The organism is Pseudoflavonifractor phocaeensis (assembly GCF_021531815.1).
GTDB classification, from domain to species: Bacteria; Bacillota; Clostridia; order Oscillospirales; family Oscillospiraceae; genus Lawsonibacter; species Lawsonibacter phocaeensis_A.
Map to the genome: position 1 here is coordinate 177,379 of NZ_JADYUM010000003.1, position 26,683 is coordinate 204,061.

A 26,683-nucleotide genomic window follows, 5' to 3' on the forward strand; every position below is an offset into this window, starting at 1 on the left:
TTTGCCGGCGGTCAGGGCTTTCCGCCCTGTTTTTTCAATTCATCCCAATACCGCCTCGCGGCCTGCTCCGTCTTGTTGTCGCCGTAGCGGTAGTAGTGTACCCCCTTCAGCTCCTCAGGCAGGTACTGCTGCTCCACCCAGTGGCCGGGGAAATCGTGGGGATACAAATATCCCTGCTCCCGCTCCAGCCCAGCCGAGTCGGCGTGGACATTCTGCAGCTGGCGGGGGATGTCCCCCGCCTTCCCCGCCCGGACGTCAGCCATGGCGGCGGCGATGCCCTCATAGACCGAGTTGGACTTGGGCGCGGTGGCCAGCAACACCACCGCCTGGGCCAGCGGCAGCCTCGCCTCGGGCAGGCCCAGCTGGAGGGCGTTATCCACACAGGCCTTGACGATGGGGATGGCCATGGGATAGGCCATCCCCACGTCCTCGCTGGCGGAGCACAGGATGCGTCGGATGGCGGTGATCATATCCCCCGCCTCCAGCAGCCGGGCCAAATAGTGGAGGGCGGCGTCGGGGTCGGAGCCCCGCATGGATTTCATCAGGGCGGAGGCAATGTCGAAATGGGCGTCTCCCTCCCGGTCGTAGCGCATGGCCGACTTCTGGGCCACGGTTTTGGCGTCCTCCAAGCTGACAAGGAGTTTCCCTTGCTGGCGTTTGGCGGCACTGAGCAAAAGCTCAATGGCGTTCATGGCCTTCCGGATGTCTCCGCCGCAGGCCCAGGCAATGTGCTCCCGCACCCCGTCCTCACAGACCACCTGCGCTCCCAGCCGCTCCTCCATAATGGAGATCCCCCGGTCGATGGCGGGGAGGGCGTCCTCCGCTGTGATCTGCTTGAACTCAAAGACAGTGGCCCGGGACAGCACCGCCCCAAACACCGCGAAAAAGGGGTTCTCCGTGGTGGAGGCGATGAGGGTGATGCGGCCGTCTTCCATAAACTCCAAAAGGGACTGCTGCTGCTTTTTGTTGAAATACTGGATCTCGTCCAGGTAAAGCAGCACTCCCTCCGGGGCCATGAGGGTGCCGATGTCCGCCATGATGTCCTTGATGTCGGAGATGGAGGCGGTGGTGGCATTGAGCCGGTGGAGGGGCCGGTTGGTCCGCTGGGCAATGATGTTGGCCACAGTGGTCTTTCCCGTCCCGGAGGGGCCGTAGAAGATCAGATTGGGGACGCTGCCGCCCTCGATGATCCGACGCAGCAGGCCGTCCTTGCCCAAAATATGCTTCTGCCCCACCACCTGGTCCAGGTTTTGGGGCCGTATCTCATCCGCCAGAGGGCGGTATGCCATAGGCTCATCTCCTTATTCTCGGGACAATTCCCTCTCACATTCCGTCCGGGGTTTGGCCGGCGCTCCGTCCAGCCCCGCGGCACGGCACATTTTATCCTTGAAGAAGTAGTTGACCACTGCCACCGCCCGGCCTACGCCCAGCATAGCGATGATGGTGCCCACGCCGACACCCACGATATGGCCCACCTCCACCATGCACAGGATACAGGTGGTGGCCACACAGCCGATGTCAAAAATGTTCTTGGTAAAGCCCTGGTCCCTGCCGATCCGCTCCGCCAGAGCCTGAACGATACCGTCTCCGGGATTGGGTACCAGGCGCATATTCACCGTCATGGTGATCCCCACGCCGGTGACCCCGATGGCCAGGGCCAGCATGAGCAGATTGGATACCAGGCCGTGGGTCAGTGGATCGTAGGCCACCAGCCGGTCAAACACGTTCAGAAGGCGGCTGAACACCAGACTGAAAGGCAGCTGGAGCAGATCGTACCAGCGGCGGTTTTTTCCCCGCAGGGCAAACTCCGCCGCCACAAAAATGCAGTATTGGATAAATGTGACGTCTCCCATGCTGATTCCCGTGATCTGATAGACACTGTAGGACACCGATAAAATCGGCGAAACGCCCAGCCCCGTCTTGGTATTCAGCGTCAGGCCCATGGCCAGCACCAAGATCCCCGCGCCGTAAATCAGACCCCGATAAAACCGCTTCACTTCTGCCCCTTCTTTTCCTTGGATTTTTCTTTGTCTTCCCCGCCGTTTTTGGTGAAGTAATCACACCAGGGCCGCAGAACGCAGTTCTGACACTGGGGACGGCGGGCAATGCACACCGCCCGCCCATGGAGGACCAGCCGGTGGCAGAAGTCATTGGATTCCTCAGGGGGCAGAATGGCCCGGAGCTGCTGCTCCACCTTGCCGGGGTCTTTGGAGCCGTCGGTAAGGCCCAGCAGGCCGGAGATGCGGATACAGTGGGTGTCGGCCACCACCACGCCGGGGGTATGGTAGACGTCCCCCAGGATCAGGTTGGCCGTCTTGCGGCCCACGCCGGGCAGCCGCAGCAGGTCTTCCATGGTATCCGGCACCTTCCCGCCGTACTCCCGGACCAGCATCTGGGAGGCCAGCACGATGTCCCGGGCCTTGGCCCGGAAAAAGCCGGTGGAGTGGATATATTCCTCCACCTCGCTGATGTCCGCCTGGGCCAGGGACTCCAGGGTGGGGAACCGGGCGTAAAGGGCCGGGGTCACCTTGTTCACCCGCTCGTCCGTACACTGGGCCGCCAGCCGCACGGAAAACAGCAGTTCATAGTCTTTGCGGTACTCCAGGGAACAGATCCCATCGGGATACAGCTCTTTCAGCGCCTCCACAATGGCCCGAACCTGGTCTTTCGTCTTTTTCATCTGATCACCACTTCTGACGGAACGCCCCGCGCTCAGACAGGCGCGCGTTCACGTTATTTTTATATGATACCATATCTCGCCGAAATTTTCGACTGCTTTTTTCTCCGATCCCGATTTTTACAAGCGTCTTTTTCCTGCGTTCCGTCCCGAGCGGCATCAGAGGCAGAAAACGCGGGCCGCCGGAAGCGGGCGGCCCGCGTCTTGGACTCTTTTTCATCGGAAATGCCCGGACGCCCCACAGGTCCTCTCAGGCAAAAAACTGGTTCCAATAGCCCATGAAGAAAATGAACAGCACCACCACCGGCAAAACATAGGTCACATAGGGCCGTACGCCCCTGGGGAACTTCAGTCCGGCGCCGGTGTTGGCCTCGGCCAGGAAGTTCTCCCAGCCCCAGCCCCGGCGGGAGACGCAGAACACCAGATAGACCAGGGACCCGAGAGGCAGGACGTTCTGGCTGACCAGGAAGTCCTCAATGCCGGAGATGTCCATACCCAGGACGGTGAAGCCGGACCACAGGTTGAAGCCCAGGGCACAGGGTGCGGACAGAAGCAGCACCGCCACGCAATTGACCGCCACCGCCTTTCTGCGGCTCCACCCCCACATATCCATGGAGAAGGAAATGATGTTTTCAAAGACGGCGATGATGGTAGACATGGCAGCGAAGGACAGGAAGACGAAGAACAGCGTCCCCCACAGGCGGCCCATGGGCATCTCGTTGAAAATGTTGGGCAGGGTGATGAACACCAGGGAGGGACCGGCCCCGGGGGCCACGCCGTAGGCGGAGCAGGCGGGGAAAATGATCAGTCCCGCCACGAAGGCCACGAAGGTGTCCAGGCCGCAGATGCGCAGGGCCTCACCTCCGAGGGAGTGGCTCTTGTCGATGTAGCTGCCGAAAATGGCGATGGCGCCGATGCCCAGAGACAGGGTGAAGAACGCCTGGCCCATGGCGGCGAACACGGCCTCTCCCAGGATCCACTTTCCCTCCGCGTCGTACATCAGATTCCGGAAGTTGGGCCAGAGGTAGAAGCGCAGGCCCTCGGCGCCTCCCGCCAACGTCAGGGAGCGGACCGCCAGCACCAGCATCAGCACCAGCAGACACAGCATCATGGGCTTGGTCACCTTTTCCACGCCGTTCTGGAGACCCTGGAGACACACTGCCATACCCAGCAGGATGACCAGGGCCATGAACAGCAGCATGATCCCCGGCTTTCCCATCAGGGCGGAAAACTCACCGGCCACACCGTCGGCGCTCAGGCCGGTAAAGTCCCCCATGGCCATCTTGCCGCAGTACAGCACCAGCCACCCGGCGATGACGGTATAGAACATCATCAGCAGGTAGTTTCCGGCAAAGCCCACCCAGCTGTACAGGTGCCACTTGGAGCCTTTGGGCTCCAGTACGTGGAAGGACCGGGCCATGCTCTTCTGACTGGCCCGGCCCACAGCCAGCTCCATTACCATGACGGGCAGGCCCAGGACCGCCAGAAATAACAGGTACACCAGCACAAAAGCGGCGCCGCCATACTGCCCCACGATATAGGGGAACCGCCAAACGTTCCCCAGCCCGATGGCACACCCCGCCGAGATCAGCAAAAATCCCAGGCGGGAAGAAAAATTCTCTCTTTTCTCCATTCCGAGAACCTCCTTTATCCTTCGGCCCTCTCTAGGCCGCGCACAGTAAAGCCATTGTACTAGATTTTCTCCCCACGGTCAACCGTTTGGGTGGATGGCCATCCATCTTTCCGGCCGGACTGCAGAATATGCTTTCCTGAGCTGTTTATTCCAGGCGGGAATTATGGGGCCAGGTCAGCGTTCTGCCTTCACGAAGCACTGCTTCAATACGCCGGTAAACTCAGATTCACCCCATCTTCGGAGAGACGGCTACAGCAAAACCTCCCTCTGTCAAAATGACAGAGGGAGGTTTTCATTTTGAACCGTCAGCCGGCACGTCTTACTTTTCTTTCATCTTGACCTCAGGCATCAGTTCCTCACCCACCACATGGAGCATATGGTCCAGCTGCTCGGTCTCTTCCGGCGTAAACCGGTTTTTGATCCGGCCCATCACTTCCTGAAGGTAGGTGCTGCTGATGTTGTAGTAATCCAGATACTTTTGGGTGGGCCGCAGATGATACTCCCGGCGGTCATAGGGTGACTGGACCTTTTCCACATAGCCCTTTTGGATTAGGCTGTTTACCTTATAGGCGGCATTGGGGGATGAGATGTGGACAAAGGAGGCAAATTCGTTGATCGTCGGCTCCTTCAGCGCCTGGATGATCTCCATACAGAAGGTCTCCACCGCCGTCAGCGTAGCCTCCCGGCTTTGAAAACGGGAAAATATCTCCTGATAAAAATGCAGTTTGAATTTGGTATACACCTCGTCAAAGCTTTCCTCCAGCAACGTTCTTCCTCCTCACTGCACCGGAATCCGCCATTGTATCTGAAAACAGTCATTTTTTCCATGCTGATTCCAGTATATCAAAAGTTTACCGGTTCAGCAAGAGGAGGCTGGACTTTCCGTCAGCGCAAAGGTCAGTTCCGCCTTGCAGGCGGTCTTTCCGCTCACCTTGGCGGTGGCGGTGCCGAAGCCCACAGGCCCCCGCTGGGCGGTGAGCTCACACTCCAGTTCCAGCACGTCGCCGGGACGGACCTGTTGCTTGAAGCGGGCGTTCTTGATGCCCCCGAACAGCGCCAGCTTGCCCTTGTTCTCCGGCACGGTGAGAATGGCCACCGCCCCCACCTGGGCCAGGGCCTCGATGATGAGGACACCGGGCATCACCTTATAGCCGGGGAAATGTCCCTGGAAAAAGGGCTCGTTGGCAGTTACGCACTTGATGCCCTTGGCGCTCTGGCCAGGTTCACAGGCCGTGATCTTATCCACCAGCAGGAAGGGGTAGCGGTGGGGCAGCAAGGCCTCGATCTGGTCGATGTTCAGTTCCATATTCAGTCCTCCTCCCACTTCTTCAGCACGATGGCGGCGTTGTGGCCGCCGAAGCCCAGGGAGTTGGACAGTGCCACCTTGATCTCCGCCTCACGGCCCTGGTTGGGCACGATGTCCAGATCGCAGGCCGGATCGGGCTGCTCATAGCCGATGGTGGCGGGAACAAAGCCCTCCTTCAGGGCCAGGGCGGTGAAGATGGCCTCCACCGCGCCGGCGGCGCCCAGCAGGTGGCCGGTCATGGACTTGGTGGAGCTGACCATCAGTTTCTTGGCGTGCTCCCCGAAGGTGGTGTGGATGGCCGCTGTCTCACAGGCGTCGTTCATGGAAGTGGAGGTGCCGTGGGTGTTGATATAATCCACCGCCTCAGGGGCGATCCCGGCATCGGCCAGGGCCTGGGCCATACAAGCGGCTCCGCCCGCTCCGCCGGGGGCGGGAGCGGTGATATGGTGGGCATCGCAGTTGGCGCCGTAGCCCAGCACCTCGGCATAGATCTTGGCGCCCCGGGCCTTGGCGTGCTCGTACTCCTCCAGCACCAGGATACCCGCGCCCTCCCCCATGACAAAGCCGGAACGCCGGGCGTCAAAGGGGATGGAGGCCGCCAGAGGGTCCTGGCTGTCGGTGAGGGCCTTCATGGCGGTGAAGCCGCCCATGGCCAGAGGGGTGATCGCGGCCTCAGCGCCGCCGCACAGCATCACGTCGCCGTAACCGTCCCGAATGTGGCGGAAGGCGTCGCCCACGGCGTTGGTACCGCCGGCACAGGCGGTGACCACGCAGGAGCACATGCCCCGGAAGCCGTAGCGGATGGCGGCATGGCCCGCCGCCATGTTGGAGATGATCATGGGGATCATAAAGGGGGACACGGAGTCAAAGCCCTTGGCCAGGCCGCGCTCATAGGCCCCCCCCACCGTCTCAAAGCCGCCGATGCCGCTGGAGATCAGCACGCCGCAGCGGTCCAGATCTTCCTTCTCCCGGTCCAGACTGCTGTCGGCCATGGCCTGGTCGGCGGCGATGAGGGCAAACTGGGTGAAGCGGTCCATCTTCTTGGCGTCCCGCTTGCCCAGCAGGCCGTCCACATCCAGGTCCTTCACCTCTCCGGCCAGCTTTACCTTCTGGTTGGCGGTATCATAGCGGGTAATGGGGCCGATGCCGCATTTGCCGGCCTTCACAGCCTCCCAGCTCTCCGCCACCGTATTGCCGGTGGGGTTCACGGTCCCCATACCGGTAATGACTACTCTGCGTTTTTCCATATCCTTCACCTCATTACACCGCCATTCCGCCGTCCACACACAGCACCTGGCCGGTGATATAGGCGGAATCCTGCTCCGCGAAGAAGGCCACCGCCCGCGCCACGTCCTCAGGGGCGCCGGGACGGCCCATGGGGATGGTGGACAGCATGGCTTCCTTGGCCTTCTCCGGCAGAACGGCGGTCATATCCGTGTCAATAAAGCCGGGAGCCACGGCGTTGACGGTGATGTTCCGCCCGGCCAGCTCCTTGGCGGCGGCCTTGGTCAGGCCCAGAATCCCCGCCTTGCTGGCGGCATAGCCCGTTTGCCCCGGGTTGCCCCGCAGGCCCACCACGCTGGACAGGTTGACGATCCGCCCGAAGCGCTGGCGCATCATCAGCTTGGAGGCGGCCTTCATGCAGAAATAGGCCCCCTTCAGATTGGTGTCCAGCACCCGGTCCAGGTCCTCGGCCTTGGCGGTCATCAGCAGGCCGTCCCGGGTGATGCCCGCGTTGTTCACCAGAATGTCCACTTTGCCGAAGCGGTCCTTCACCGCCTTTACCAGTTCCTCGCAGGCAGCGGGATCGGCCACATCGGCCCGGAAGGCCTCAGCCTCCGCGCCCAGTGCCCGGCAGGCCTCCACCGTCTCCTGGGCGGCGGCCTCGTTGCCTGCGTAATTGACGGCCACAGCCGCCCCCCGGCGGGCCAGTTCCAGGCAGATGGCCCGGCCGTTCCCCCGGCTGCCGCCGGTGACCAGAGCCACAGCACCCTTCATGGTCATAGGTCTTCTCCTTTCAGAGCCGCCGCGACCTTCTCGAAGTCATCGGCGGTATCGATGTTGTAGGTACGGATGGAGGGGGCGGTCTTTTTCACGAAGGCGGACAGGGTCTTGCCCGGCCCGATCTCCACGATGGTGTCCACCCCGTCCGCCTCCATGCGGCGGATGGTGTCCTCCCAGTAGACGGAGGACTGGACCTGCCGCTCCAGCAGGGCGGCAATGGATTCCTCCTCCGCCTTGGGGCCGCCCTTGCAGTTGAAATAGACGGGAATTTCCATCTTATGGAAGGTAATGGTCTCAAAATGCTTCCGCAGCACGTCCCCCGCCGGTTTCATCAGCCTGGTGTGGAAGGGGCCGCTGACCTTCAGGGGCATGCAGCGCTTGGCCCCCAGCTCCTTGGCGATCTCCCCCGCCCTGTCCACGGCGGCTTTTTCGCCGCCGATGACCAGCTGGCCGGGGCAGTTGTAGTTGCAGATCTGGACCACGCCCAGCTCCGCTGCCCGGTCACAGGCCGTCTGCAGCTTCTCCCGGTCCAGGGCCAGGACGGCGGTCATACCGCACTCCAGGCCGGCGGCGGCCTCCTCCATGGCTTTTCCCCGGAGGGCCACGGTGCGGATGGCGGTGTTCCGGTCCAGCACCCCGGCGGCGTACAGGGCGGAGTACTCCCCCAGGGACAGGCCCGCAGCCGCCTGGGGATAGATCTCCCGGCTGTAGAGCAGTTCTGTGACGCCGATGGCAAAGGCCACCATACAGGGCTGGGTATACCGGGTCTGGGACAGCCGGTCCTCCGGGCCATCGAAGCACAGCTGCTTCAGGTCAAAGTCCACAGGCGCGCTGTCCATCACGGAGGCAAACTCCGGGTACCGCTCATAGAAGTCCCGGCCCATGCCCACCTTCTGGCTGCCTTGGCCAGCATATACAAACGCTAATTTCACCTGTTACACCTCCCGGGCCAGCTGCGCGGCGGTGGAATGGCAGCCGGCGCACAGCTCCTCCAGAATGGTCCGCAGGGGGCGGATCTCGTGGAGCATGCCAGCCACCTGGCCCGCCATCAGGGAGCCGGTCTTAGTATCGCCGTCAAAGACAGCCCGGCGCAGGGAGCCCAGGGTGTACTTCTCCAGCTCCATCTTGTCAGCGCCGGCCTTCTCCCGGCTGATATATTCCCGGGTCATCTGGTTTTTCAGGACCCGGACCGGGGCGCCCACAGAGCGGCCGGTGACGGTGGTGTCGCTGTCCTTGGCCTTCAGCAGGGCCTGCTTGTAGTTATCGTGAATGGGGCACTCCTCGCTGACCAACAGGCAGGTGCCGATCTGAGCGCCGCAGGCTCCCAGGGCGAAGGCGGCGGCCAGCTGCCTGCCGCTGGCGATGCCGCCGGCGGCGATCACCGGCAGGTCCGTCATGTCGCACACCTGGGGTACCAGGGCCATAGTGGTCAGCTCGCCCACGTGGCCGCCGCTCTCGGTGCCCTCGGCGATGAAGCCGTCCACACCCAGGGGTTCCAGCCGGCGGACCAGCGTGGTGGCGGCCACGACGGGAAACACCTTAATCCTGGCCTCTTTCCAGGCGGGAACATACTGGCTGGGGACGCCGGCTCCGGTGGTGACCACCTTGACGCCCTCCTCCACCACCACCTTGGCCATCTCGGGGGCGGCAGGGTTCATGAGCATGATGTTGACGCCGAAAGGTTTGTTGGTCAGCGCCTTGCAGCGGCGGATGTTTTCCCGGAGGCTGTCGGCATTCATGCCGCCGGCGCCGATGAGGCCCAGGGCCCCCGCGTTGGACACGGCGGCGGCGAACTCGCCGGTGGCGATATTGGCCATGCCGCCCTGGATCAGGGGGAACTCAGTCCCCAGCAATTCGTTCAGCTTCATATGATCTCTCCTTACGGATGGTTCCGTTGGTTTGATGGTTGTATGGCAAATTTTAGTTTTCTGAGGATTTCGCCTGCGGGCGGGACGGGGGGCGGAGAAGTTTCGCCCCCGGGCGAGCTACTTTCCAGGGAAGGAAAGTAGCCAAAGTTCCCCGGGCCTGCGGGCCCGGACCCGATGAAAGTTCGATTGGGAAAGTATTCCTTGCGTCCGGCGCGCATTCCTTGGTTTTGCTGCCCCGCCATCCGGGCCTTTGGCCCTGAGCCGAGTGAATTTGAATACAGACAACCGCTGAATACCGGCACCTGCGTTTCCGAATTGTGCGGCGTAGTGCTTGGCCGGCCTGGCCTTCTCCCGGCCATCTTTTGGTGACTTTTGGATGGCTCCAAAATTCACTCGCCGCCGCAGCGGTGAAATCTCCTAACCCTATAGACTAAAACTTACCACTTGAGCAGGGCGCCTGCCCAGGTGAGGCCGCCGCCGAAGCCCACGGTGAGGACCCGCATCCCGGGCTTCAATGTTCCTGCCTGGGACAGCTCGTCCAACGCCATGGGGATGCTGGCCGCCGAAGTATTTCCGTAGCGGTCCATATTTTTATAAAACAGCCCTTCCCGGGCGCCGAGTTTTTTGGCCACAAAGTCGATGATGCGGGCGTTGGCCTGATGGCAGACCACCAGGTCCAGGTCGTTTATCCCGCAGCCCTCCGCCTCCAGCAGCTGCCGAATCGACTTCTCCACCACCTCCACCGCGAAGCGGAACACCGCTTTGCCGTCCATATGGACGGTGGAGCGTACCGGGCCGGGGCCCTCCACCATGATGCTCTCCGCGTCGCCCCGGGAGCCGAACACGGTGTGCCACACCGCCTCCTCGTCCCGGCGGAACACCGCCGCACCCGCGCCGTCCCCGAAGAGGACGCAGGTGTTCCGGTCGGTCATATCCAGCACCCGGCTGATGACCTCGCAGCCCACCACCAGGGCGTGGGGCCGGGGGGCGTCCGCCAGCAGAGCGTGGGCGGTCTTCATGCCATACAGGAAGCCGGCGCAGGCGGCATTCAGGTCGAAACAGACGGTGTCCTCCTTCAGGCCCAGTTCCTTTTGCAGCAGGCAGGCCGTGGAGGGGCTGGCGAAGTCTGGGCTGAAGGTGGCCACCAGGCACACCCCGACGTCCTCCGCGCCCAGCCCCGCCCGTTCCAGGGCCTGACGGGCAGCCCCCACAGCCAGGTCCAGCCCGGACTCCTTGGTACAGAAATGGCGGTTATGGATGCCGGTGCGGCTGAACACCCACTCGTCGCTGGTGTCCACCTGCCGGCTCAGTTCCTCGTTGGTCACCACTCGTTCCGGCAGACACCGGCCGGTGGCAAGGATCTTGGGTGCGCTCATGGTTCCTCCTTCCCCGCCGGAGGCAGACCCTGCCCCATAGCGCGGAACATTTGATAGCGCTGCTGGGCCAAAGCGGGACCCTTCAGCTTGTCCAGACCGGCCAGTTCCTTTCGCAGGGCCGCGTCCACCGTGCGGAACGTGGCCTGCCAGTCGGTATGGGCCCCTCCCTCGGGCTCCCGCAGGACGCCCTGGACGATGCCGCCCCGGCGCAGGTCCTGGGCCGTGAGCTTCATCACCTCGCAGGCCTCTCCGCTGCGGGAGGAATCCTTCCACAGAATGGAGGCGAAGCCCTCGGGAGACAAAACGGAGTAGACGGCGTGCTCCAGCATGAGCACCCGGTTGGCCACAGCCAGAGCCAGGGCTCCGCCGCTGCCTCCCTCTCCGGTGACCACAGCGATGACAGGGACGGTGAGGGAGCTCATCAGGGCCAGACTCTGGGCGATGGCCTCGCCCTGGCCCCGCTCCTCCGCCTCCTTGCCCGGGTAAGCGCCCGGGGTATCCACGAAGGTGATGATGGGCCGGCCGAACTTCTCCGCCTGCTTCATCAAACGCTGGGCCTTCCGGTAGCCCTCAGGGCCGGGCATCCCGAAGTTGCAGCGCAGGTTCTCCTCCAGGTTTTTGCCCTTCCGGTGGCCGATGACGGTAACGGGACGGCCATGGAACCGGGCGATGCCGCCCAGGATGCTGCCGTCCTCCCGGCTCAACCGGTCTCCCCGCTGTTCAAAGAAATCGGTAAAGAGGGCGTCGATGAAGTCCGCCGTCCCCGGACGTCCCGGGTTCCGGGCGATCTTCACCTTCTCCTCCGGTGAATATTTGCTCATCAGGCGCGCCCCCCCTTCTCATGGAGAGCCAGCAGACGGCCCAGGACGGACCGCCACTGGTCCCGTGGGACGATCTGGTCCAGGAAGCCGTGGTCCAGCAGGTATTCCGCCCGCTGGAAGCCCTCCGACAGCTTTTCTCCGATGGTCTGCTCAATGACCCGGGGACCGGCAAAGCCGATGAGGGCCCCGGGCTCTGCCAGCATGATGTCCCCCAGAGAGGCAAAGCTGGCTGTCACCCCGCCGGTGGTGGGGTGGGTGAGGCAGGAAATATACAGTCCGCCCCTGTCCTGGAAATGCCGGATGGCGGCGGCGGTCTTTGCCATCTGCATCAGGGAGAAAATGCCCTCCTGCATCCGGGCTCCGCCGCTGGCGGCGAAAATGACCAGAGGCAGCTTCCGCTTTTCCGCGTACTCCGCCGCCCGGGTCACCTTCTCTCCCACCGCCGTTCCCATGCTGCCCATAAGAAACCGGCTGTCCAAAACCACAAAGACCGCTTTGTGGCCCTCCACCATGCCTACCGCCGCCACGGCGGCGTCCCGCAGTCCCGTGTCCTCCTCCAGAGCCTTCAGCTTCTGGGGATAGCCGGGGAACGCCAGGGGATCGGCGGGGGACAGCTTCTCCTCCAGCTCCTGGAAGGAGCCGGGGTCCAGGATCATGGACAGGCGGTAGTAGGCCTCCACGGGGTTGTGGTGGCCGCACTTCGGGCAAACCTGATAATTCCGGTTCCAGTCCAGCGCAGCGCTCTCCGCCCCGCAGGCGGGGCAGGTGATGCGCCGGGAGGGAGTCAGCTTCCCCTCCCGCATGGCCTGGTAAGTCAGCAGCCGGTCCCGGCGCTGGCGAAACAATCCGTTCACGTTTACTCCTTTCCGGTGGTGAGCTGGTCACAGGTCCGTGCCAGCTCCAACAGCTTTTCCAGATGGCCGTCCAAAAAGCCGGTGTCATACTGGCCCCGGACGAACTCAGGATCATGCATGATCAGATGGGCTAAAGCGGCGTTGGTGGGATAGCCTTCAATGACCAGTTCCTCCAGCGCCCGGCGCATCCGGCGGATCGCCTCCAAACGGGTAGGGGCGTGGACCAGCACCTTGGCCACCAGGGAGTCGTAGTAAGGGGGCACCTCATAGCCGGTGTACAGGGCGGTATCCACCCGCACCCCCGGTCCGCCGGGGAGGTGGAGGAACTCCGTCTTACCCGGACAGGGGCGGAACTCGTGCTCCGGGTCCTCGGCGTTGATCCGGCACTCAATGGCGTGACCGGACACCTTCACCTCCTCCTGGGTAAAGGACAGGGGCAGTCCCGCGGCCACCCGCAGCTGCTCCTTTACCAGGTCCGCTCCGGTGACCAGCTCGGTGACCGGGTGCTCCACCTGGATCCGGGTGTTCATCTCGATAAAATAGAAGTCTCCCTCCGGGGACAGCACAAATTCCACCGTGCCGGCCCCCACATAGCCCGCGGCCCTGGCGGCAGCCACAGCGGCCGCCCCCATCTTTTCCCGCAGCTCCGGAGTCAGCGCCCGGGAGGGGGACTCCTCCACCAGCTTCTGGCGGCGGCGCTGGATGGAACAGTCCCGCTCCCCCAGGTGGACCACATGGCCCTGGCTGTCCGCCATGATCTGAAATTCAATATGCCGGGGATTCAGGACCAGCTTCTCCAGATACATCTCCCCGTCGCCAAAGCAGGCCACGGCTTCCGCCTGGGCGGCCTGATAGGCCCCCTCCAGGTCCTCGGGCCGCTCCACCTGGCGCATGCCCCGTCCGCCGCCGCCAGCGGAGGCTTTCAGCAGGACGGGATAACCTACCTGGCCGGCCACTTCCCTGGCCTGCTCCACCCCGGACAGGGGACCGTCGGAGCCGGGGACCACCGGCACGCCGGCGTTCTGGGCCAGGGTGCGGGCGGCAGCCTTGCTGCCCATCTTCCGGATCACGTCGCCGGAGGGCCCGATATATTTCAGCCCCGCCTGGACGCAGCGGTCGGCGAAATCCGGATTCTCCGAAAGGAAGCCGTAACCCGGATGGATGGCGTCACAGCCGGTGATCCGGGCCGCCGTCAGCAGGGCGTCCTGATTCAGATAGCTGTCCGCCGCCCGGGCCGGTCCGATGCACAGGGAACAGGTGGCCAGCTGGGCGGCCAGAGAACTCTCGTCGGCCTCGGAATAGACGGCTACCGTCTCCACATCCAGTTCCCGGCAGGCCCGGATGATCCGCAGGGCGATCTCTCCCCGGTTGGCGATCAAAACACGCTTCAGCATGGCCTTACACCTTCCGGACCCGGAACAGGGGCTGGCCGTAGCCCACGGCCTCGCCGTCCTTGGCCAGGACCTCCTCCACCACGCAGTCGGCGGGGGCGGGGACCTCGCTCATCATCTTCATGGCCTCCAGCAGACACAGGGTCTCCCCCTTCTTCACCTGCTTTCCGGGTGCGGCAAAGGGCGCCTCCCCCGGGGCGGGAGCGGCGTAAAAGACGCCCACCAGGGGCGCCTTCACCAGGTCGCCCTCCGCCCGCTTCTCCGGGACGGGTGCGGGGGCAGGCGCGTGGGCGGCGGCAGCCACAGGCACCGGGTTCTCCGCCCGGACCACAGGGGCCGGCTCCCGGCGCAGGTGGACCTTTTCTTCCCCCTGCTCCCACTCCAGCTCTGTCAGGCCGGAGGAGGCAAAACGCTCCATCAGGCTGTAAAGTTCCTGTAATTCCATGGACAACTCCTTATTCTCGTCAACGCAACAGATTTGATTCCGTATAATCCGGAAAAGACGGGGCGAAAACGCCCCGTCTGTGATTCCCGAACTTACTGCTTCTTGCTCTCCAGATAGGCCACGATGTCGCTGACAGTCTTGATCTTGGTCATATCCTCGTCGGCGATGCCCACACCAAAGGCATCCTCCAGGGCCAGAGACAGCTCAACCGCCTCCAGAGAGTCGGCCTCCAGGTCCTCGAACAGGTTGGTCTCCATGGTCACCTGGTCGGCGTCGCAGCTCAGGGTATTCACGATAATATCGCGTACGTTTTCGAAATTGATCTCCATAGGTCAAACTTCCTCTCAAATTTGTTCAGGCATTTTAGTTAAAGTTTTTTAGGTAAAATGCTTTAGAATTATTATATGGGCTTTCCACCAAAAGTCAAGACGAATTTTACGCTCTCTCCTTCTTTTTTCCATTCTCACAAAGCCCGCTCCCCTGTTTCCCGGTTTTTACGCTATTTTCCACGGAATCATCCCCAGTTTTCCGGACTCCAGGTCCCGAAAACGAACTTCTGTTTTGAAAAATACATCCCCTGCCCCACGGCCGGATGACGGGTGATGTCCACATGCCTGAACGCAGTCTGCCTCCTCTTCGCCTCCGGGTTCTCCGCCCTGACTCTGTCCGGACGGGCTCACAAGCACCTTTCCCTTTCTTTTGACAGGCCGCACAGTCTTCACGAACCCGACAAATACGCGGGCATACAAAATGGGCGCATGGTGATGCGCCCATTTCTTTTTCGTCTTTTCCTATCAAAAGCAGGCCGGAGGACCCGCAGCGGGTCCCCCGGCAATGACAAGGCATATATGATTGCTGCGTTACTCCCCGTCGTGGGCGTGGCAGCCCTCGCAGTCCATGTTGCAGAACAGCTTGGGGTCGTAGGTGATCCCATGCTTGTCGTAGTAGTCCTTGACAGCGGCCTTCACCGCCTCCTCAGCCAGAACGGAGCAGTGGAGCTTGTGGGCGGGCAGTCCGTCCAGCGCCTCCACCACCGCCTGATTGGACAGCTCCAGCGCCTCTTCCACCGGCTTGCCCTTGATCATCTCCGTGGCCATGGAGCTGGTGGCGATGGCGGAGCCGCAGCCAAAGGTGGCGAACTTGGCGTCCGTCACCACGCCGTCGTCGATTTTCAGGGTGATCCGCATGATATCGCCGCACTTGGCGTTGCCCACCTGGCCCACGCCGTCGGCGTTCTCAATCTCACCCACGTTCCGGGGATTTCTAAAATGGTCCATGACCTTCTCACTGTATAACATAGGGTCTGACTCCTTTCTGAAGCTCGTCCCACACCGGGGACATGGCGCGCAGCCGCGCTACCACTTCGGTGACCGCCTGAATGGTCTGGTCGACCTCCTCCCGGGTGGTCTCCTCGCTGAGCGTAAGCCGCAGGGAACCGTGGGCCACCTCGTGGGGCCGGCCAATGGCCAGCAGTACATGGCTGGGATCCAGAGAGCCGGAGGTACAGGCGGAACCGGAGGAGGCGGCGATACCCTTGTCATCCAGCAGGAGCAGCAGGGACTCACCCTCGATACCCTCGAAGCAGAAATTCACGTTGCCGGGCAGGCGGCGCTCACGGTCGCCGTTAAGAGCGCTGTGGGGGATCTTGCTCAGCCCCTCGATCAGGCGGTCCCGGAGGACGATCTCCTTCCTGGCGTTTTCCTCCAAATGATCGCAGGCCTCCTTCAGCGCGACGGCCATCCCCGCAATGGCAGGAAGGTTCTCGGTGCCCGCCCGCTTGCTCCGCTCCTGGGCGCCGCCCTCGATGAGGTTCAGCAGCGGCAGGCCCTTGCGGACATACAGCAGACCTACGCCCCGGGGGCCGTGGAACTTGTGCCCGGACAGGGAGAGCATGTCGATGTTCTGCTTCACCACGTCGATGGGCAGGTGGCCCGCGGCCTGGACCGCGTCGGTGTGGAAGGGGATCTTCTTCTCCCGGCACAGGGCCCCGATCTCCTGGATTGGCTGGACAGACCCGATCTCGTTGTTGGCAAACATGATGGAAACCAGGGCGGTGTCCTCCCGGATGGCGGCCGCTACGTCAGACACCTTCACGACGCCGCTCTCATCCACAGGCAGCAGGGTGACGGAGAACCCCTCCTTCTCCAGCCGGGCCAGGGTGTGGAGCACCGCGTGGTGCTCGATGGCGGTGGAGATCAGGTGGGTCTTGCCCTTCCGCTTGCCCAGCAGGGCGGCGCTGAGAATGGCCTGGTTGTCCGCCTCACTGCCGCCGGAGGTGAAATAGATCTCCCGGGGAGAGGCGCCGATGCAGGAGGCCACCTCCTCCCGGGCCTTTGCCAGAGCCTCCGCCGCCCGCTGACCGGGGGTATGAAGGCTGGAGGGATTGCCCCAGAACTGTTCCATGCAGTCCAGCATGGCCTGCTGTGCGGCCGGACTGGTCTTGGTGGTAGCCGCGTTATCCAGATAGATCATAGGGAAGTTCCTTTCTTGTTATAGCGATAAAGTGCAGGGCAATGGCCGGAACACCCGTTTCCCGGCGGTGGGCGCCCCGGCCATTGTCCAAGAGGGGGAGAGCGTATTACACCTGGTCAAACGCCTGGGCCAGGTCTTCCAAAATGTCATCGATATGCTCGGTACCGATGGACAGGCGGATGGTGCTGGGATGGATACCCTGGTCCTCCAACTCCTCGGGGGACAACTGGGAGTGGGTAGTGGTAGCGGGATGGATCACCAGGGACTTGACGTCGGCCACGTTGGCCAACAGGGAGAAGATCTTCAGGCTGTCGATAAACTTGTGGGCCTCCTCCTGGCCGCCCTTGATGTCGAAGGTGAAAATGGAGCCGCCGCCGTTGGGGAAATACTTCTCGTACAGGGCGTGATCGGGGTGGTTGGGAAGGCTGGGGTGGTTGACATGGGCCACCTTGGGGTGGTTGACCAAGAACTCCACCACCTTCTTGGTATTTTCCGCGTGGCGGTCCAGCCGCAGGGACAGGGTCTCCACACCCTGGAGGAGCAGGAAGGCGTTGAAGGGAGAGATGGTGGCGCCGGTATCACGCAGAAGGATCGCGCGGATGTAGGTGACAAAGGCCGCGGGACCGGCGGCATCCACGAAGGACACGCCGTGGTAGCTGGGGTTGGGGGCGACGATGGGGGCGTACTTGCCGCTGGCCTTCCAGTCGAACTTGCCGCTGTCCACGATGACGCCGCCCAGGGTGGTGCCGTGACCGCCGATGAACTTGGTGGCGGAGTGGACCACGATATCGGCCCCGTGCTCAATGGGCCGGATCCAATAGGGGGTGCCGAAGGTGTTGTCGATGACCAAGGGCAGGCCGTGCTTATGGGCGATGGCCGCGATGGCGTCGATGTCGGGGATATCGCTGTTGGGATTGCCCAGGGTCTCCAGATAGACCGCCTTGGTGTTGGGCTGAATGGCGCCCTCCACCGCCGCCAGGTCATGGGCGTCCACAAAAGTGGTGGAAACGCCGAACTGGGGCAGCGTATGAGCCAACAGGTTGTAGCTGCCGCCGTAGATGGTCTTCTGAGCCACGATATGGTCCCCGGCCTGGGCCAGGGCCTGGATGGTGTAGGTGATGGCCGCCGCGCCGGAGGCCGTGGCCAGAGCGGCCACGCCGCCCTCCAGAGCCGCGATGCGCTTCTCCAGCACGTCCTGGGTGGAATTGGTCAGACGGCCGTAAATATTGCCGGCGTCGGCAAGGCCAAACCGGGCCGCCGCGTGGGCGGAGTTGCGGAACACATAAGAGGTGGTCTGATAAATGGGCACCGCCCGGGAATCGGTAGCGGGATCGGGCTGCTCCTGACCGACGTGGAGCTGAAGGGTCTCGAATCTATATTGGTTAGACATGACAAAATCTCCTTTTATTATTATGTTGATGTTGGGGCTTCTTTATCCGCGGCAGCATCCTGCGCACATTCGCCCGAACCGGAAATTTTGCCGAAGCAACCGTTGAAACAATTTGTCCATGGCCGCCTCCTAAATACATATCATTCTTGTGGGTTGATTGGATATTACTACTCTTTCCCTGTTTTGTCAATAGGTTTTTTCAAAATACTCCTCCCTTTTTCCTTCCCGGGCTCCGCCCCTCTCCAGATTCCTTGTCCGGCTGTCCCTCCGGACCGCCCCAGACTTTCTCCCCATTCCCTTGCAATACGGGAAAAAAAAGCCTATAATAATGTCTACTGAATCAACCGCGCTGTAGTTGATTCGTGCGGCGGCTGCCGCTCATCTTCGTGGTATCTCCGCGCACATGAGGAGGAACATTATGACCATCGACCAACAGGGCCGCAAATGGTGGGACCGGGCGGCGGCGGCTCCGAAAGCCGCCTTCCTCTCCTGCGTCATCACCGGCTATCTGGTCCACCTATATGCCTTTACCAACCTTATTCCAAACTGCGACGGTCTGAGCCGGGTATTTGACACCCAGCAGATGACGGTCTCCGGCCGGTGGTTCCTCCACTACGCCTCCGCTCTGAACAGCTTCACCCAGATGCCGGCGGCCATCGGCCTGCTGTCCCTGCTGTTTCTGGGGCTGGCCGCCGCCTTTGCCGTGGACCTGCTGAAGCTCCGCAGCAAGCTCCTGGCCGGACTGGCGGGAGCGGTCATGGCAGCGTTCCCCTGTATGGGCTACACCTTCCTTTATATGTTCACCGCCTCGGCCTACTGTCTGGCCATTTTCCTGGCGGTGCTGTCCGTCTGGCTGGCCAAGCGCTGTAAAGTGGGATGGCTTTGCGGCGTGCTCGCTCTGGCCCTGGCCATGGGCACCTATCAGGCCTATGTGACGGTGGCCATTTCCCTGTCCCTGCTGGTGGTGCTGCGGGAGTGTCTGGACCCGGAGTCCGGCTTTCAAGGGACCCTGGCCCTTGGCCTGCGGCTGGTGGCTTATCTAGCTGCCGGCGCCATTCTCTATTATGGGATTCTGTTGGTTTTTTTGAAGGTAAAGGACCTGAAGCTACTGTCCTACCTGGGCATGGACGCAGCCAGTTCCGGATATCCCTTCGGCAAGCTGCCCCATCTGCTCCTGTCCACCTATAAGCAGGTGGTGGCCTTCTTCTTCGTGGCCGGTTCCTCGGACGGCTTCACCAGCCGGTGGATGGTGGTCCTGGACCTGGCAGCTCTGGTCCTGGGGCTGTGCTTCTTCCTGGCCCGGCTGTCCGGCAAAGGCCTCTGGAAAGAGGTCTGGCGTCCTCTGGGCGCCCTGGCCATGGCGGCGCTGCTCCCCCTTGGGATCAATTTTATGCAGGTGCTGTCCCCCTACTCCGTCCCCACTCCCCTGATGAAATACGCCTTTGTCACTGTCTATCTGGCGGTACTTCTGGTGGCTGACCTAGCCGACGGGCTGCCCAACACTTCCACCCAGCGCGGAACTGCGCTCTCCGTGGCCGTTGTATGGGCCGCCGTTCTGCTGCTGTTCTGCCTGAACACAAACAACCTGCTGTACACCGCCTCCGCCCAGGCCCACCGGGCCTCTGAGAGTTACGCCACCCGGCTGCTCTCCCGGATCGAGGACTGTCCGGGTTACGAGCCCGGCATGGAGATCGCGCTGGTGGGGGCCGTTCCCGCCGACCAGATCAAGAGCCAGATCCCCAGTTATGCCCAGGTGGACCACTACAGCGTACCCTTAAATTCGGTAATCTCCCTGAACAAGCACCTCTACTACTATCTAAACGACTGGCTCAACTTCCCTGTGGAGGAGCTGGACGAGGAGACCATGCTGGCGATCTCCGACTCCCAGGAGTTCCAGGACATGACCCTCTACCCCGCCCAGGGCAGCGTGCAGGTACTGGATGGCCGGGTAGTGGTCAAGCTCCAGGAGCGGTACACCCCCAAGTCGGATTTTGAGAAAGCCTACGAGAACAGGAGATGACCTATGGAAGAAACACTGAAATCGGGCCTGTTGTCGGTGATCCTGCCTTCCTTCAACGAGGAGGCCTCCGTCCCCCGGGCGGCGGACACCGTCACCGCCATCCTGGCGGCGGCAGGGATCAAGCATGAGGTCATCTTCGTGGATGACGGTTCCCGGGATGGTACCTGGGCAGCCATCCAGGCCCAGACAGACCGCTTCCCCCAGGTACGGGGAGTACGGTTTTCCCGGAACTTCGGCAAGGAAGCGGCTATTTTCGCCGGACTGGCACAGGCCAAGGGCGACTGCGCCGTGGTCATGGACTGCGACCTCCAGCACCCCCCGGAAAAAGTGGTGGAAATGTACCGCCTGTGGCAAAAGGGGTTTCAGGTGGTAGAGGGCGTCAAAGCCGACCGTGGCAAGGAAAACCCCTTGCACACCTTTGCTGCCAAAAGCTTTTATTCCATGATCAGCCGGGCCACCGGCATTGACATGTCACGGGCCTCCGACTTTAAGCTCCTGGACCGCCGGGCCGTAGACACCTTGCTGGCCATGCGGGAGAAAAACGCCTTCTTCCGGGCCCTGTCCTCCTGGATCGGGTTTTCCACTGCCCAGGTGGAGTTTGAGGTCCAGCCCCGGCTGGAGGGGGAGTCAAAATGGTCCATCCGCAGCCTGGTGCGCTACGCCGTGACCAACATCGCTTCCTTCTCCACCGCGCCCCTCCAGCTGGTCACTCTGCTGGGTGTGGTGGTCTTTGTGTGCTCTGTGGTCCTGGGACTCCATTCCCTGTGGCAGAAGCTCACGGGACATGCTCTGGAGGGCTTCACCACTGTCATTCTGCTCCAGCTGATCATCGGCAGCATCCTGATGATCTGCCTGGGCATCATCGGCTACTACATCTCCAAGATCTACGAGGAGATCAAAGACCGGCCCCGGTACATCGTGGCCGACCACTGTGAGGGAACGAAACCGGATGGACAAACTGAAAAAGATATTTGATCCCACCTTTTTCCGCTTTATTCTGGTGGGTGTTATCAACACCCTGGTGGGCTATGGGGTCATGTTCGGGCTTTACAACCTGGCCGGCCTGCACCGCCTGGGAGACACGGGCTATTGGATCTCCTCCGCCGCCAACTACGTGGTGGGCAGCATTGTCAGCTTCTTTCTCAACAAGCATTTTACCTTCCGCAACCGGGAAAAAGGGGCCGGCGTGGTCCTCCGGTTCGTGGTCAATATCTCAGTGTGCTACCTGCTGGCCTACGGCCTGGCCAAGCCGGCGGCGGCCTGGCTGCTGGGTGGCATGGGGCTGAGCCAGCAGCTCCAGGGCAACCTGACCATGCTGGCCGGCTCCGGCCTGTTCGTAGTCCTCAACTACTTCGGCCAGCGGTTTTTCGCCTTCAAATCTTCCAATTAAAAAGAGGTGTGCCAGCCGGCACACCTCTTTTCTTTATTGACACCCGGAACACCGGGAACAGTCCCCGCCGCAGGCTGCCGCCACAGCGGCGATCTGCTCCTGCCGCTTCCGCCGCTTTCCGGCCCACAGGTCGGCGGCAATGAGGATGGCGCACCACACCAGCAGCAGAGCCAGGATCAGGATGGCGCAGTTGCGGAAAAATTCCTCGGGGAGGATCAGGATCACCGGGTCGGTCTGCCAGTCAAAGATCCAGTTATCCTTGCCCGGGAAGAACAGGGCGTGGAACAGCACGAAGGAACGGTCGAAGTCCAGCGCCGCCAGACCGCCCACCGTCAGGAAGGACACCCCCAGGCCGGCCGCCGCCCAGAAGCCGGGGCCCCGGCCCCGGAAACAATAGGGGCGGGTCTTGCTTTTTCGGCAGTAGGCAAAGAGCAGGACCAGGGCGGCCAGGGATAAAACCAGCACCCACAGGTCCAGCAAAAACAACTTCCGCACGTCGGCAAAGTGGTCCGCTCCCGACTGGGAGAACCACAGCACTCCGGCGGCAAAATCAGGCCGCAGTCCCAGGCAGAAATCCATCACCTGTCCGAAGGCCTCTTTGATCTGTTCCACCGACAAACCGGTGTACTCCGCCAGGCCCAAAGGACCGATGTGGGCATAGTAAAAGGACCGGCACAGCAGCGGAACGGCAATGGAGCCTGACAGCACCAGCAGGGCGGTGAGGAAAGACAACAGCAGGGAAAGGGATTTACTGGTTTTCATCATCAAGACCTCGCAAAACAGGATCGGGCAGACCGGACAGGGCAATCAGCACCTGGGCGGGCAGATAGAACAGCCACATTCCCACCCGCGCAAAGGAGTATACAGCACTGGGGACCAGTCCAGGCTCATTGAAGGCGCCTACGCAAAGATCACAGCACAAAAAAAGGGCGAGCCCCAGGGAGAACAGGCGCAGACGCAGGCCCCGGAGGGACAGGCTCTGGATCACATTCACAAGAAAGTTGTTAAAGTAAAAGGCTGTCACCCCATTCAGCAGAGACAGCATGCCCAGCCGTCTCAAAACCCACAAGGCCACGGCAAAGAGTCCCAGCCGCAGAGGCCACAGGGCATGTCCTCCGTTTTCCCGCAAAATGCGGGCCAGGTACAGCCCCTGGACGACACAAAACAGCAGCACTCCCGCCAGATACCGAGCGTCGAGCAGCAAAAGGAAGGTATCCGCTCCCAGAGTGAAGGCCAGCGCGGCGGTCACCAGCCGCTCTCCGCCCCGAACACTTCCGTACAGGGAAAAGAAAAAGCACAGGGCGATGGCGGCGTATTTGACCGGAGCGCTTCCCGCTCCGCCGCAAAACAGGTCCAGCCAGAGGAAAAGCAGGTAAACGGCCAGTTCAGCCAGCAGAAACCATCCCACAAGCCGGCGGCGCATGGCCCCTCCCCCCTTTCTCCGGCAGACATTACCTTTACTATATCACAGAAAGACCGGACAATGCAAGGCAGGCCGGTATTTCTCCCCCACCATTTGCCCGTCCCGGCAACAGAAAAGAGGACCCGGAAATTCCGGGTCCTCTTTTGCGCAGCTTTTGAAGAAAATCGTCTTACTTGGCAGCCTGCTTCTTGCCGAAGATGGTCTGAACGCCCTCGATGGCCAGCACGATAGCCAGCACGAACAGGACAACGGCCAGGACCAGCTGAATCACAGGAGCGGTGGTAGCGCCGCCGGCGGTGATGACCTTGACCTTGGCCATGGCGGTCTGGAGCAGGGAGCACAGAGTCACGACCAGCATGAAGAACATGGGGAAGTAGAACATCTTGTTGTTGCGGCCAATATTGCCCAGCCAGGCACAGACAGCCAGCAGAGCCAGAGCGGCCAGCAGCTGGTTGGCAGCGCCGAACAGGGGCCAAATGGTGGAGTAGCCGCCCAGGCCCAGGCCAACGCCCAGCACCACGGTGATGGCGGTAGCCACGAAGGGGTTGCACAGGGTCTTCTTGAAGCCGGTGGCATCCTTATAGGTCTCGCCGGGCTTCAGCCAGAACTCCTGGAACATGTAACGGGCCAGACGGGTAGCGGTGTCCAGAGAGGTCAGGCAGAAAGCGGAAACAGCCAGGATCAGCAGAGCGCTGACGGTGGACTGGGTGCCCTGCAGGCCGGGGATGGTGGCGACCATCTTGGACAGGCCGGTGGCAAACACGGTGGTCGGGGTGCGGATGGCGCCCTCAGCGACAGGCTTGGCGTAGTCAGCCCAGATGTAGCCGACAGCGCACAGGGAGATCAGAGCCAGAGCGCACTCGATGAGCATGCCGCCGTAAGCGATGGGCTTGGCGTCGCGCTCATGGTCCAGCTGCTTGGCGGTGGTACCGGAGCCCACCAGGGAGTGGAAGCCGGAAATGGCGCCGCAGGCGATGGTGACGAACAGGGCGGGGAACACGGAGCCCAGAGAGCTGATCTGATCAGTCCAGCCGGTGAAGGCGGGGATCTCCATGTGGGTGTTCTGACCCATGATGCCGGCGCCCACAACGCCAACAAAGGCGATGACCATCATGCCGTACAGCAGGAAGGAGGACAGGTAGTCACGGGGCTGGAGCAGGATCCACACGGGAGCCACGGAGGCGATCAGGATGTAGATGCCGATGATGATCATCCAGGTGGTGCCGCTCAGGTAGATGGGGTGGAAGTTCAGACCGATGACCAGGCAGGCCACGATGCCGATCACGCCCACGATGGTGGCCACGGACAGGGAAGCGCCCTTCCGGTAGACAAAGAAGCCGAAGATGATCGCCATCACGATGAACAGGATGGAGATCATGGCCACAGAGGCGTTGGCGGAAGAAGCGGCCACGTCCAGCACGCCCTCCACATAGGTGGCCTTAAAGGTGTTGGCCACGATGGAGGCAAAGGCGGCGACCACCAGGATCAGGGTCAGGTAAGAGAAGATGATAAACAGCTTCTTGGCGCGCTCGCCGATGTTGGCGGCGATGACTTCGCCGATGGACTGGCCCTTGTGGCGGATGGAGGCAAACAGGGCGCCATAGTCATGGACGGCACCGAAGAAGATACCGCCGATCAGGACCCACAGCACGACGGGGACCCAGCCGAAAACAGCGGCCTGAATAGGACCGTTGATGGGGCCGGCGCCGGCGATGGAAGAAAAGTGGTGGCCCATCAGCACGGGAGCCTTGGCAGGAACATAGTCCATACCGTCTTCCATCTCATGGGCAGGGGTGACCTTGGAATCGTCAACGCCCCACTGCTTGGCGAGCCAGCTACCGTAGAACACGTAGCCCGCAATCAGAATGGCGCAGCCGATCAGAAGAACCAATACTGCATTCATTGATTTTTCTCCTCTCCTAAATGTTTTGAGATGATGCGTTCCACCATCCGCTTCAGATCTTTCTCCATTGTTTTCCCGCTGCGGTTGGTGGTAATTTCCGCCGTGGATACGTCCACGGCCGCTATTCTAAACTCCATCCATCCATGGAGCGATAGCTTAAATTCCCGGCGCTTTTTCAGCTTTTTCAGCTGGGCCAGGGCCTGGGGGTCGGCACTGTCATAGAGCACCACCGCCGTCAGGTAGGTGTACATGTGCTGGGAATGGGGCTGTACCCGGGGCTCGCCGTCCTCCAGCACCCGCCGGAAGACCTCGTCCACATCCGGCTGCTCCAGCCGGTCCAGCGACCACAAATAGAGGTATTCGTGGCTCTCCGCTGCCCACAGTTCCGCTTTCTTCACCAGTACATACTGGCTGTCCCGCATGTGGCAGGCACAAAGGGCCTTCAGCCCCGTTCCATCCTCCACGGGCGTGATATCGTAGTAGGCGGCATAGGCGTTCATAAGACGCTCCGCCACGGTCTGTCGCAGCTGAGACAAGGTCTGATCCTCGCTTTCTTCCCGCCGTCAAACATACAAAACAAAAGCAGCCGGCGGTAATGGCTGCTTCTCAGAAGGTCCACCCGGCGGTCGCGCCTTTGCTGCCGGTGGGCTGAAATATGAACAAACTATGAAGGCAGTAATATAATAGCAGATTAGAGGGCAATTTGCAAGAATTTTCTTATGGTTATATGACAAAATGCTCCTCTTGCATGTGAAAGTTTTTATTCATTTCGCTGTATTTTCCCTCTTTTCCCCGGTATACATCCGTCCGCCGTCTCTCTTCTCTCCGCGCCGTTCTCCTCCCCCGTCTCTTTTTTCCAATCGGCCGCCCCTTTTCTCCCCGTTCTCGTTGACACACCCTGGGAAATCGGATAGAATAGAGGGAACTTTTCCACCCCTCCCCCTTTCTTTTGGAGGTTTGTCATGAAATCTCTCAAAAAATGGTTCTTCCGTTCCGGCCGCGGCACCTTTTCCCCGGACTGCTGGAAACGGTTGGTCCGCCCCTCCCTCTTTTTTTTACTGGCTGTCTATTATGATGAGCTCTTTTTAAAACTCTATTGTTTCGGAAGCATCTCCCCCACCGGCGCCCTGTTCACCCTGCTTTTCACCCTGCCCATGGCCCTGCTGCTGGGCCTTCTGTGCGGCGGGGTATCCTCCCGGCGCGGGTGGATCCTTCTCCCCCTCTGTACCGGGGTGGTCTCCCTTTGGCTGGGGGCCCAGGCCATCTATTACCGCCTGTTCAAAACCTTCCTCACCCTCTTTTCCCTGACGAAAATGGCCATGGTGGCCGGGGCCTTCGGCAATATGGCCGCTTCGGAGGTCCTGCTCAACTGGTTCCCGGTCTTGATGATGGCGGTCCCGGTCGTCCTGAGCCTGGTGTTCCTGAAAAAGCTGATCCCCGGCGGTCCCCGGCCCAAAGGGCTTCGGCTGCGGTGGGCGGCGCTGGCCGCTGCCCTCCAACTGCTCGTCATGGGCATTGTTCTGTGCTGCGGCGGCGGAGTGATGTCCCTGCGGTATATCTATGTCCGCGCCGCCACGCCGGAGCTGGAAACTCAATATTTCGGCATGCTCACCCAGACCCAGCTGGAGATCCGGCGGGTATTGTTCGGCATCAAGCCCGACGACCCCACCCAGCACCACCGGACGAAATGGACCCGCCGGATCTCCAGCT

At 61.7% G+C, this 26,683-nt stretch carries 27 protein-coding genes; 4 read left to right on the forward strand and 23 right to left on the reverse strand.

Going from position 1 to position 26,683, the window contains the following annotated elements; genetic code table 11:
* Positions 1–11 precede the first annotated feature (11 nt).
* The 19 genes from I6E42_RS03120 to I6E42_RS03210 all read right to left on the reverse strand — a co-directional run bounded on the left by I6E42_RS03120 (position 12) and on the right by I6E42_RS03210 (position 18,237).
* Positions 12–1,289 carry a replication-associated recombination protein A gene (locus I6E42_RS03120; RefSeq protein ID WP_235370473.1) on the reverse strand — a complete coding sequence of 426 codons (1,278 nt, stop codon included), beginning with the start codon at positions 1,287–1,289 and terminating at the stop codon, positions 12–14.
* Between the two features lie 12 nt (positions 1,290–1,301).
* The gene (locus I6E42_RS03125; protein ID WP_235370474.1) at positions 1,302–1,997 is read right to left on the reverse strand and encodes a YczE/YyaS/YitT family protein; all 696 of its coding nucleotides are present in this window, start codon (positions 1,995–1,997) and stop codon (positions 1,302–1,304) included.
* Positions 1,994–2,680 carry an endonuclease III gene (nth, locus tag I6E42_RS03130; protein ID WP_235370475.1) on the reverse strand — a complete coding sequence of 229 codons (687 nt, stop codon included), beginning with the start codon at positions 2,678–2,680 and terminating at the stop codon, positions 1,994–1,996. The genes I6E42_RS03125 and nth overlap by 4 nt, the downstream gene beginning before the upstream one ends.
* A 247-nt stretch (positions 2,681–2,927) precedes the next feature.
* Positions 2,928–4,310, reverse strand: a complete 1,383-nt coding sequence (locus I6E42_RS03135; RefSeq protein ID WP_235370476.1) for a sodium-dependent transporter — start codon at positions 4,308–4,310, stop codon at positions 2,928–2,930.
* A 319-nt stretch (positions 4,311–4,629) separates the two neighbouring features.
* Entirely contained in the window at positions 4,630–5,076 is a 447-nt protein-coding gene (locus I6E42_RS03140) for a MarR family winged helix-turn-helix transcriptional regulator (protein WP_235370477.1), read from the reverse strand.
* A gap of 93 nt (positions 5,077–5,169) precedes the next feature.
* Positions 5,170–5,616 (reverse strand): 3-hydroxyacyl-ACP dehydratase FabZ, encoded by a 447-nt coding sequence (gene fabZ / locus I6E42_RS03145; RefSeq protein WP_235370478.1) that lies wholly within the window; start codon positions 5,614–5,616, stop codon positions 5,170–5,172.
* Positions 5,617–5,618: 2 nt separating this feature from the next.
* The gene (gene fabF, locus I6E42_RS03150; protein ID WP_235370479.1) at positions 5,619–6,863 is read right to left on the reverse strand and encodes a beta-ketoacyl-ACP synthase II; all 1,245 of its coding nucleotides are present in this window, start codon (positions 6,861–6,863) and stop codon (positions 5,619–5,621) included.
* Between the two features lie 13 nt (positions 6,864–6,876).
* Positions 6,877–7,620, reverse strand: coding sequence for a 3-oxoacyl-[acyl-carrier-protein] reductase (gene fabG / locus I6E42_RS03155; RefSeq protein WP_235370480.1), 744 nt, complete (start codon positions 7,618–7,620; stop codon positions 6,877–6,879).
* On the reverse strand, positions 7,617–8,552 hold the full coding sequence (gene fabD, locus I6E42_RS03160) for an ACP S-malonyltransferase (RefSeq protein WP_235370481.1): 936 nt from the start codon (positions 8,550–8,552) through the stop codon (positions 7,617–7,619). The genes fabG and fabD overlap by 4 nt, the downstream gene beginning before the upstream one ends.
* Before the next feature lie 3 nt (positions 8,553–8,555).
* Entirely contained in the window at positions 8,556–9,488 is a 933-nt protein-coding gene (locus tag I6E42_RS03165) for a nitronate monooxygenase (protein ID WP_235370482.1), read from the reverse strand.
* A 437-nt stretch (positions 9,489–9,925) separates the two neighbouring features.
* Complete coding sequence (locus I6E42_RS03170; protein WP_235370483.1) at positions 9,926–10,864, reverse strand: beta-ketoacyl-ACP synthase III; 939 nt, start codon at positions 10,862–10,864, stop codon at positions 9,926–9,928.
* Entirely contained in the window at positions 10,861–11,685 is an 825-nt protein-coding gene (locus I6E42_RS03175; protein WP_235370484.1) for an acetyl-CoA carboxylase carboxyltransferase subunit alpha, read from the reverse strand. The genes I6E42_RS03170 and I6E42_RS03175 overlap by 4 nt, the downstream gene beginning before the upstream one ends.
* Positions 11,685–12,539 carry an acetyl-CoA carboxylase, carboxyltransferase subunit beta gene (gene accD / locus I6E42_RS03180; protein WP_235370485.1) on the reverse strand — a complete coding sequence of 285 codons (855 nt, stop codon included), beginning with the start codon at positions 12,537–12,539 and terminating at the stop codon, positions 11,685–11,687. Before accD ends, I6E42_RS03175 begins: the two co-directional genes overlap by 1 nt.
* Before the next feature lie 2 nt (positions 12,540–12,541).
* The gene (accC, locus tag I6E42_RS03185; protein WP_235370486.1) at positions 12,542–13,933 is read right to left on the reverse strand and encodes an acetyl-CoA carboxylase biotin carboxylase subunit; all 1,392 of its coding nucleotides are present in this window, start codon (positions 13,931–13,933) and stop codon (positions 12,542–12,544) included.
* A gap of 4 nt (positions 13,934–13,937) precedes the next feature.
* A complete protein-coding gene (gene accB / locus I6E42_RS03190; protein WP_235370487.1) occupies positions 13,938–14,375 on the reverse strand; it encodes an acetyl-CoA carboxylase biotin carboxyl carrier protein in 438 nt (145 codons plus the stop codon).
* A gap of 92 nt (positions 14,376–14,467) precedes the next feature.
* On the reverse strand, positions 14,468–14,704 hold the full coding sequence (gene acpP, locus I6E42_RS03195; protein WP_268841859.1) for an acyl carrier protein: 237 nt from the start codon (positions 14,702–14,704) through the stop codon (positions 14,468–14,470).
* A gap of 531 nt (positions 14,705–15,235) precedes the next feature.
* On the reverse strand, positions 15,236–15,673 hold the full coding sequence (gene nifU, locus I6E42_RS03200; RefSeq protein WP_235370488.1) for a Fe-S cluster assembly scaffold protein NifU: 438 nt from the start codon (positions 15,671–15,673) through the stop codon (positions 15,236–15,238).
* Entirely contained in the window at positions 15,660–16,847 is a 1,188-nt protein-coding gene (gene nifS, locus I6E42_RS03205; protein WP_235370489.1) for a cysteine desulfurase NifS, read from the reverse strand. Before nifS ends, nifU begins: the two co-directional genes overlap by 14 nt.
* A gap of 106 nt (positions 16,848–16,953) precedes the next feature.
* Positions 16,954–18,237 (reverse strand): O-acetylhomoserine aminocarboxypropyltransferase/cysteine synthase family protein, encoded by a 1,284-nt coding sequence (locus tag I6E42_RS03210; protein WP_235370490.1) that lies wholly within the window; start codon positions 18,235–18,237, stop codon positions 16,954–16,956.
* Between the two features lie 418 nt (positions 18,238–18,655).
* Between I6E42_RS03210 and I6E42_RS03215 the strand changes: the two genes are divergently transcribed.
* From I6E42_RS03215 to I6E42_RS03225, 3 genes are read left to right on the forward strand one after another with little or no spacing between them, the layout of a single operon-like run.
* The gene (locus tag I6E42_RS03215) at positions 18,656–20,257 is read left to right on the forward strand and encodes a glucosyltransferase domain-containing protein (protein ID WP_235370491.1); all 1,602 of its coding nucleotides are present in this window, start codon (positions 18,656–18,658) and stop codon (positions 20,255–20,257) included.
* Between the two features lie 3 nt (positions 20,258–20,260).
* Entirely contained in the window at positions 20,261–21,232 is a 972-nt protein-coding gene (locus tag I6E42_RS03220) for a glycosyltransferase family 2 protein (protein WP_235370492.1), read from the forward strand.
* Positions 21,207–21,647: a GtrA family protein gene (locus I6E42_RS03225; RefSeq protein ID WP_235370493.1), complete on the forward strand. Its 441-nt coding sequence runs from the start codon at positions 21,207–21,209 to the stop codon at positions 21,645–21,647. The genes I6E42_RS03220 and I6E42_RS03225 overlap by 26 nt, the downstream gene beginning before the upstream one ends.
* A 33-nt stretch (positions 21,648–21,680) precedes the next feature.
* Here I6E42_RS03225 and I6E42_RS03230 read toward each other — a convergent pair whose 3' ends face one another.
* From I6E42_RS03230 to I6E42_RS03245, 4 genes are all read right to left on the reverse strand, one after another.
* Positions 21,681–22,409 (reverse strand): TIGR01906 family membrane protein, encoded by a 729-nt coding sequence (locus I6E42_RS03230; protein ID WP_235370494.1) that lies wholly within the window; start codon positions 22,407–22,409, stop codon positions 21,681–21,683.
* Positions 22,396–23,070 carry a lysoplasmalogenase family protein gene (locus I6E42_RS03235; RefSeq protein WP_235370495.1) on the reverse strand — a complete coding sequence of 225 codons (675 nt, stop codon included), beginning with the start codon at positions 23,068–23,070 and terminating at the stop codon, positions 22,396–22,398. Before I6E42_RS03235 ends, I6E42_RS03230 begins: the two co-directional genes overlap by 14 nt.
* Positions 23,071–23,239: 169 nt before the next feature.
* The gene (locus I6E42_RS03240) at positions 23,240–24,973 is read right to left on the reverse strand and encodes a carbon starvation CstA family protein (protein ID WP_235370496.1); all 1,734 of its coding nucleotides are present in this window, start codon (positions 24,971–24,973) and stop codon (positions 23,240–23,242) included.
* Positions 24,970–25,509, reverse strand: coding sequence for a hypothetical protein (locus tag I6E42_RS03245; protein ID WP_235370497.1), 540 nt, complete (start codon positions 25,507–25,509; stop codon positions 24,970–24,972). Before I6E42_RS03245 ends, I6E42_RS03240 begins: the two co-directional genes overlap by 4 nt.
* A gap of 426 nt (positions 25,510–25,935) precedes the next feature.
* On the opposite strand from I6E42_RS03245, the gene I6E42_RS03250 reads away from it, so the two are divergent.
* Positions 25,936–26,683: hypothetical protein (locus I6E42_RS03250; protein ID WP_235370498.1), on the forward strand; the 748-nt coding region annotated here is incomplete at its 3' end.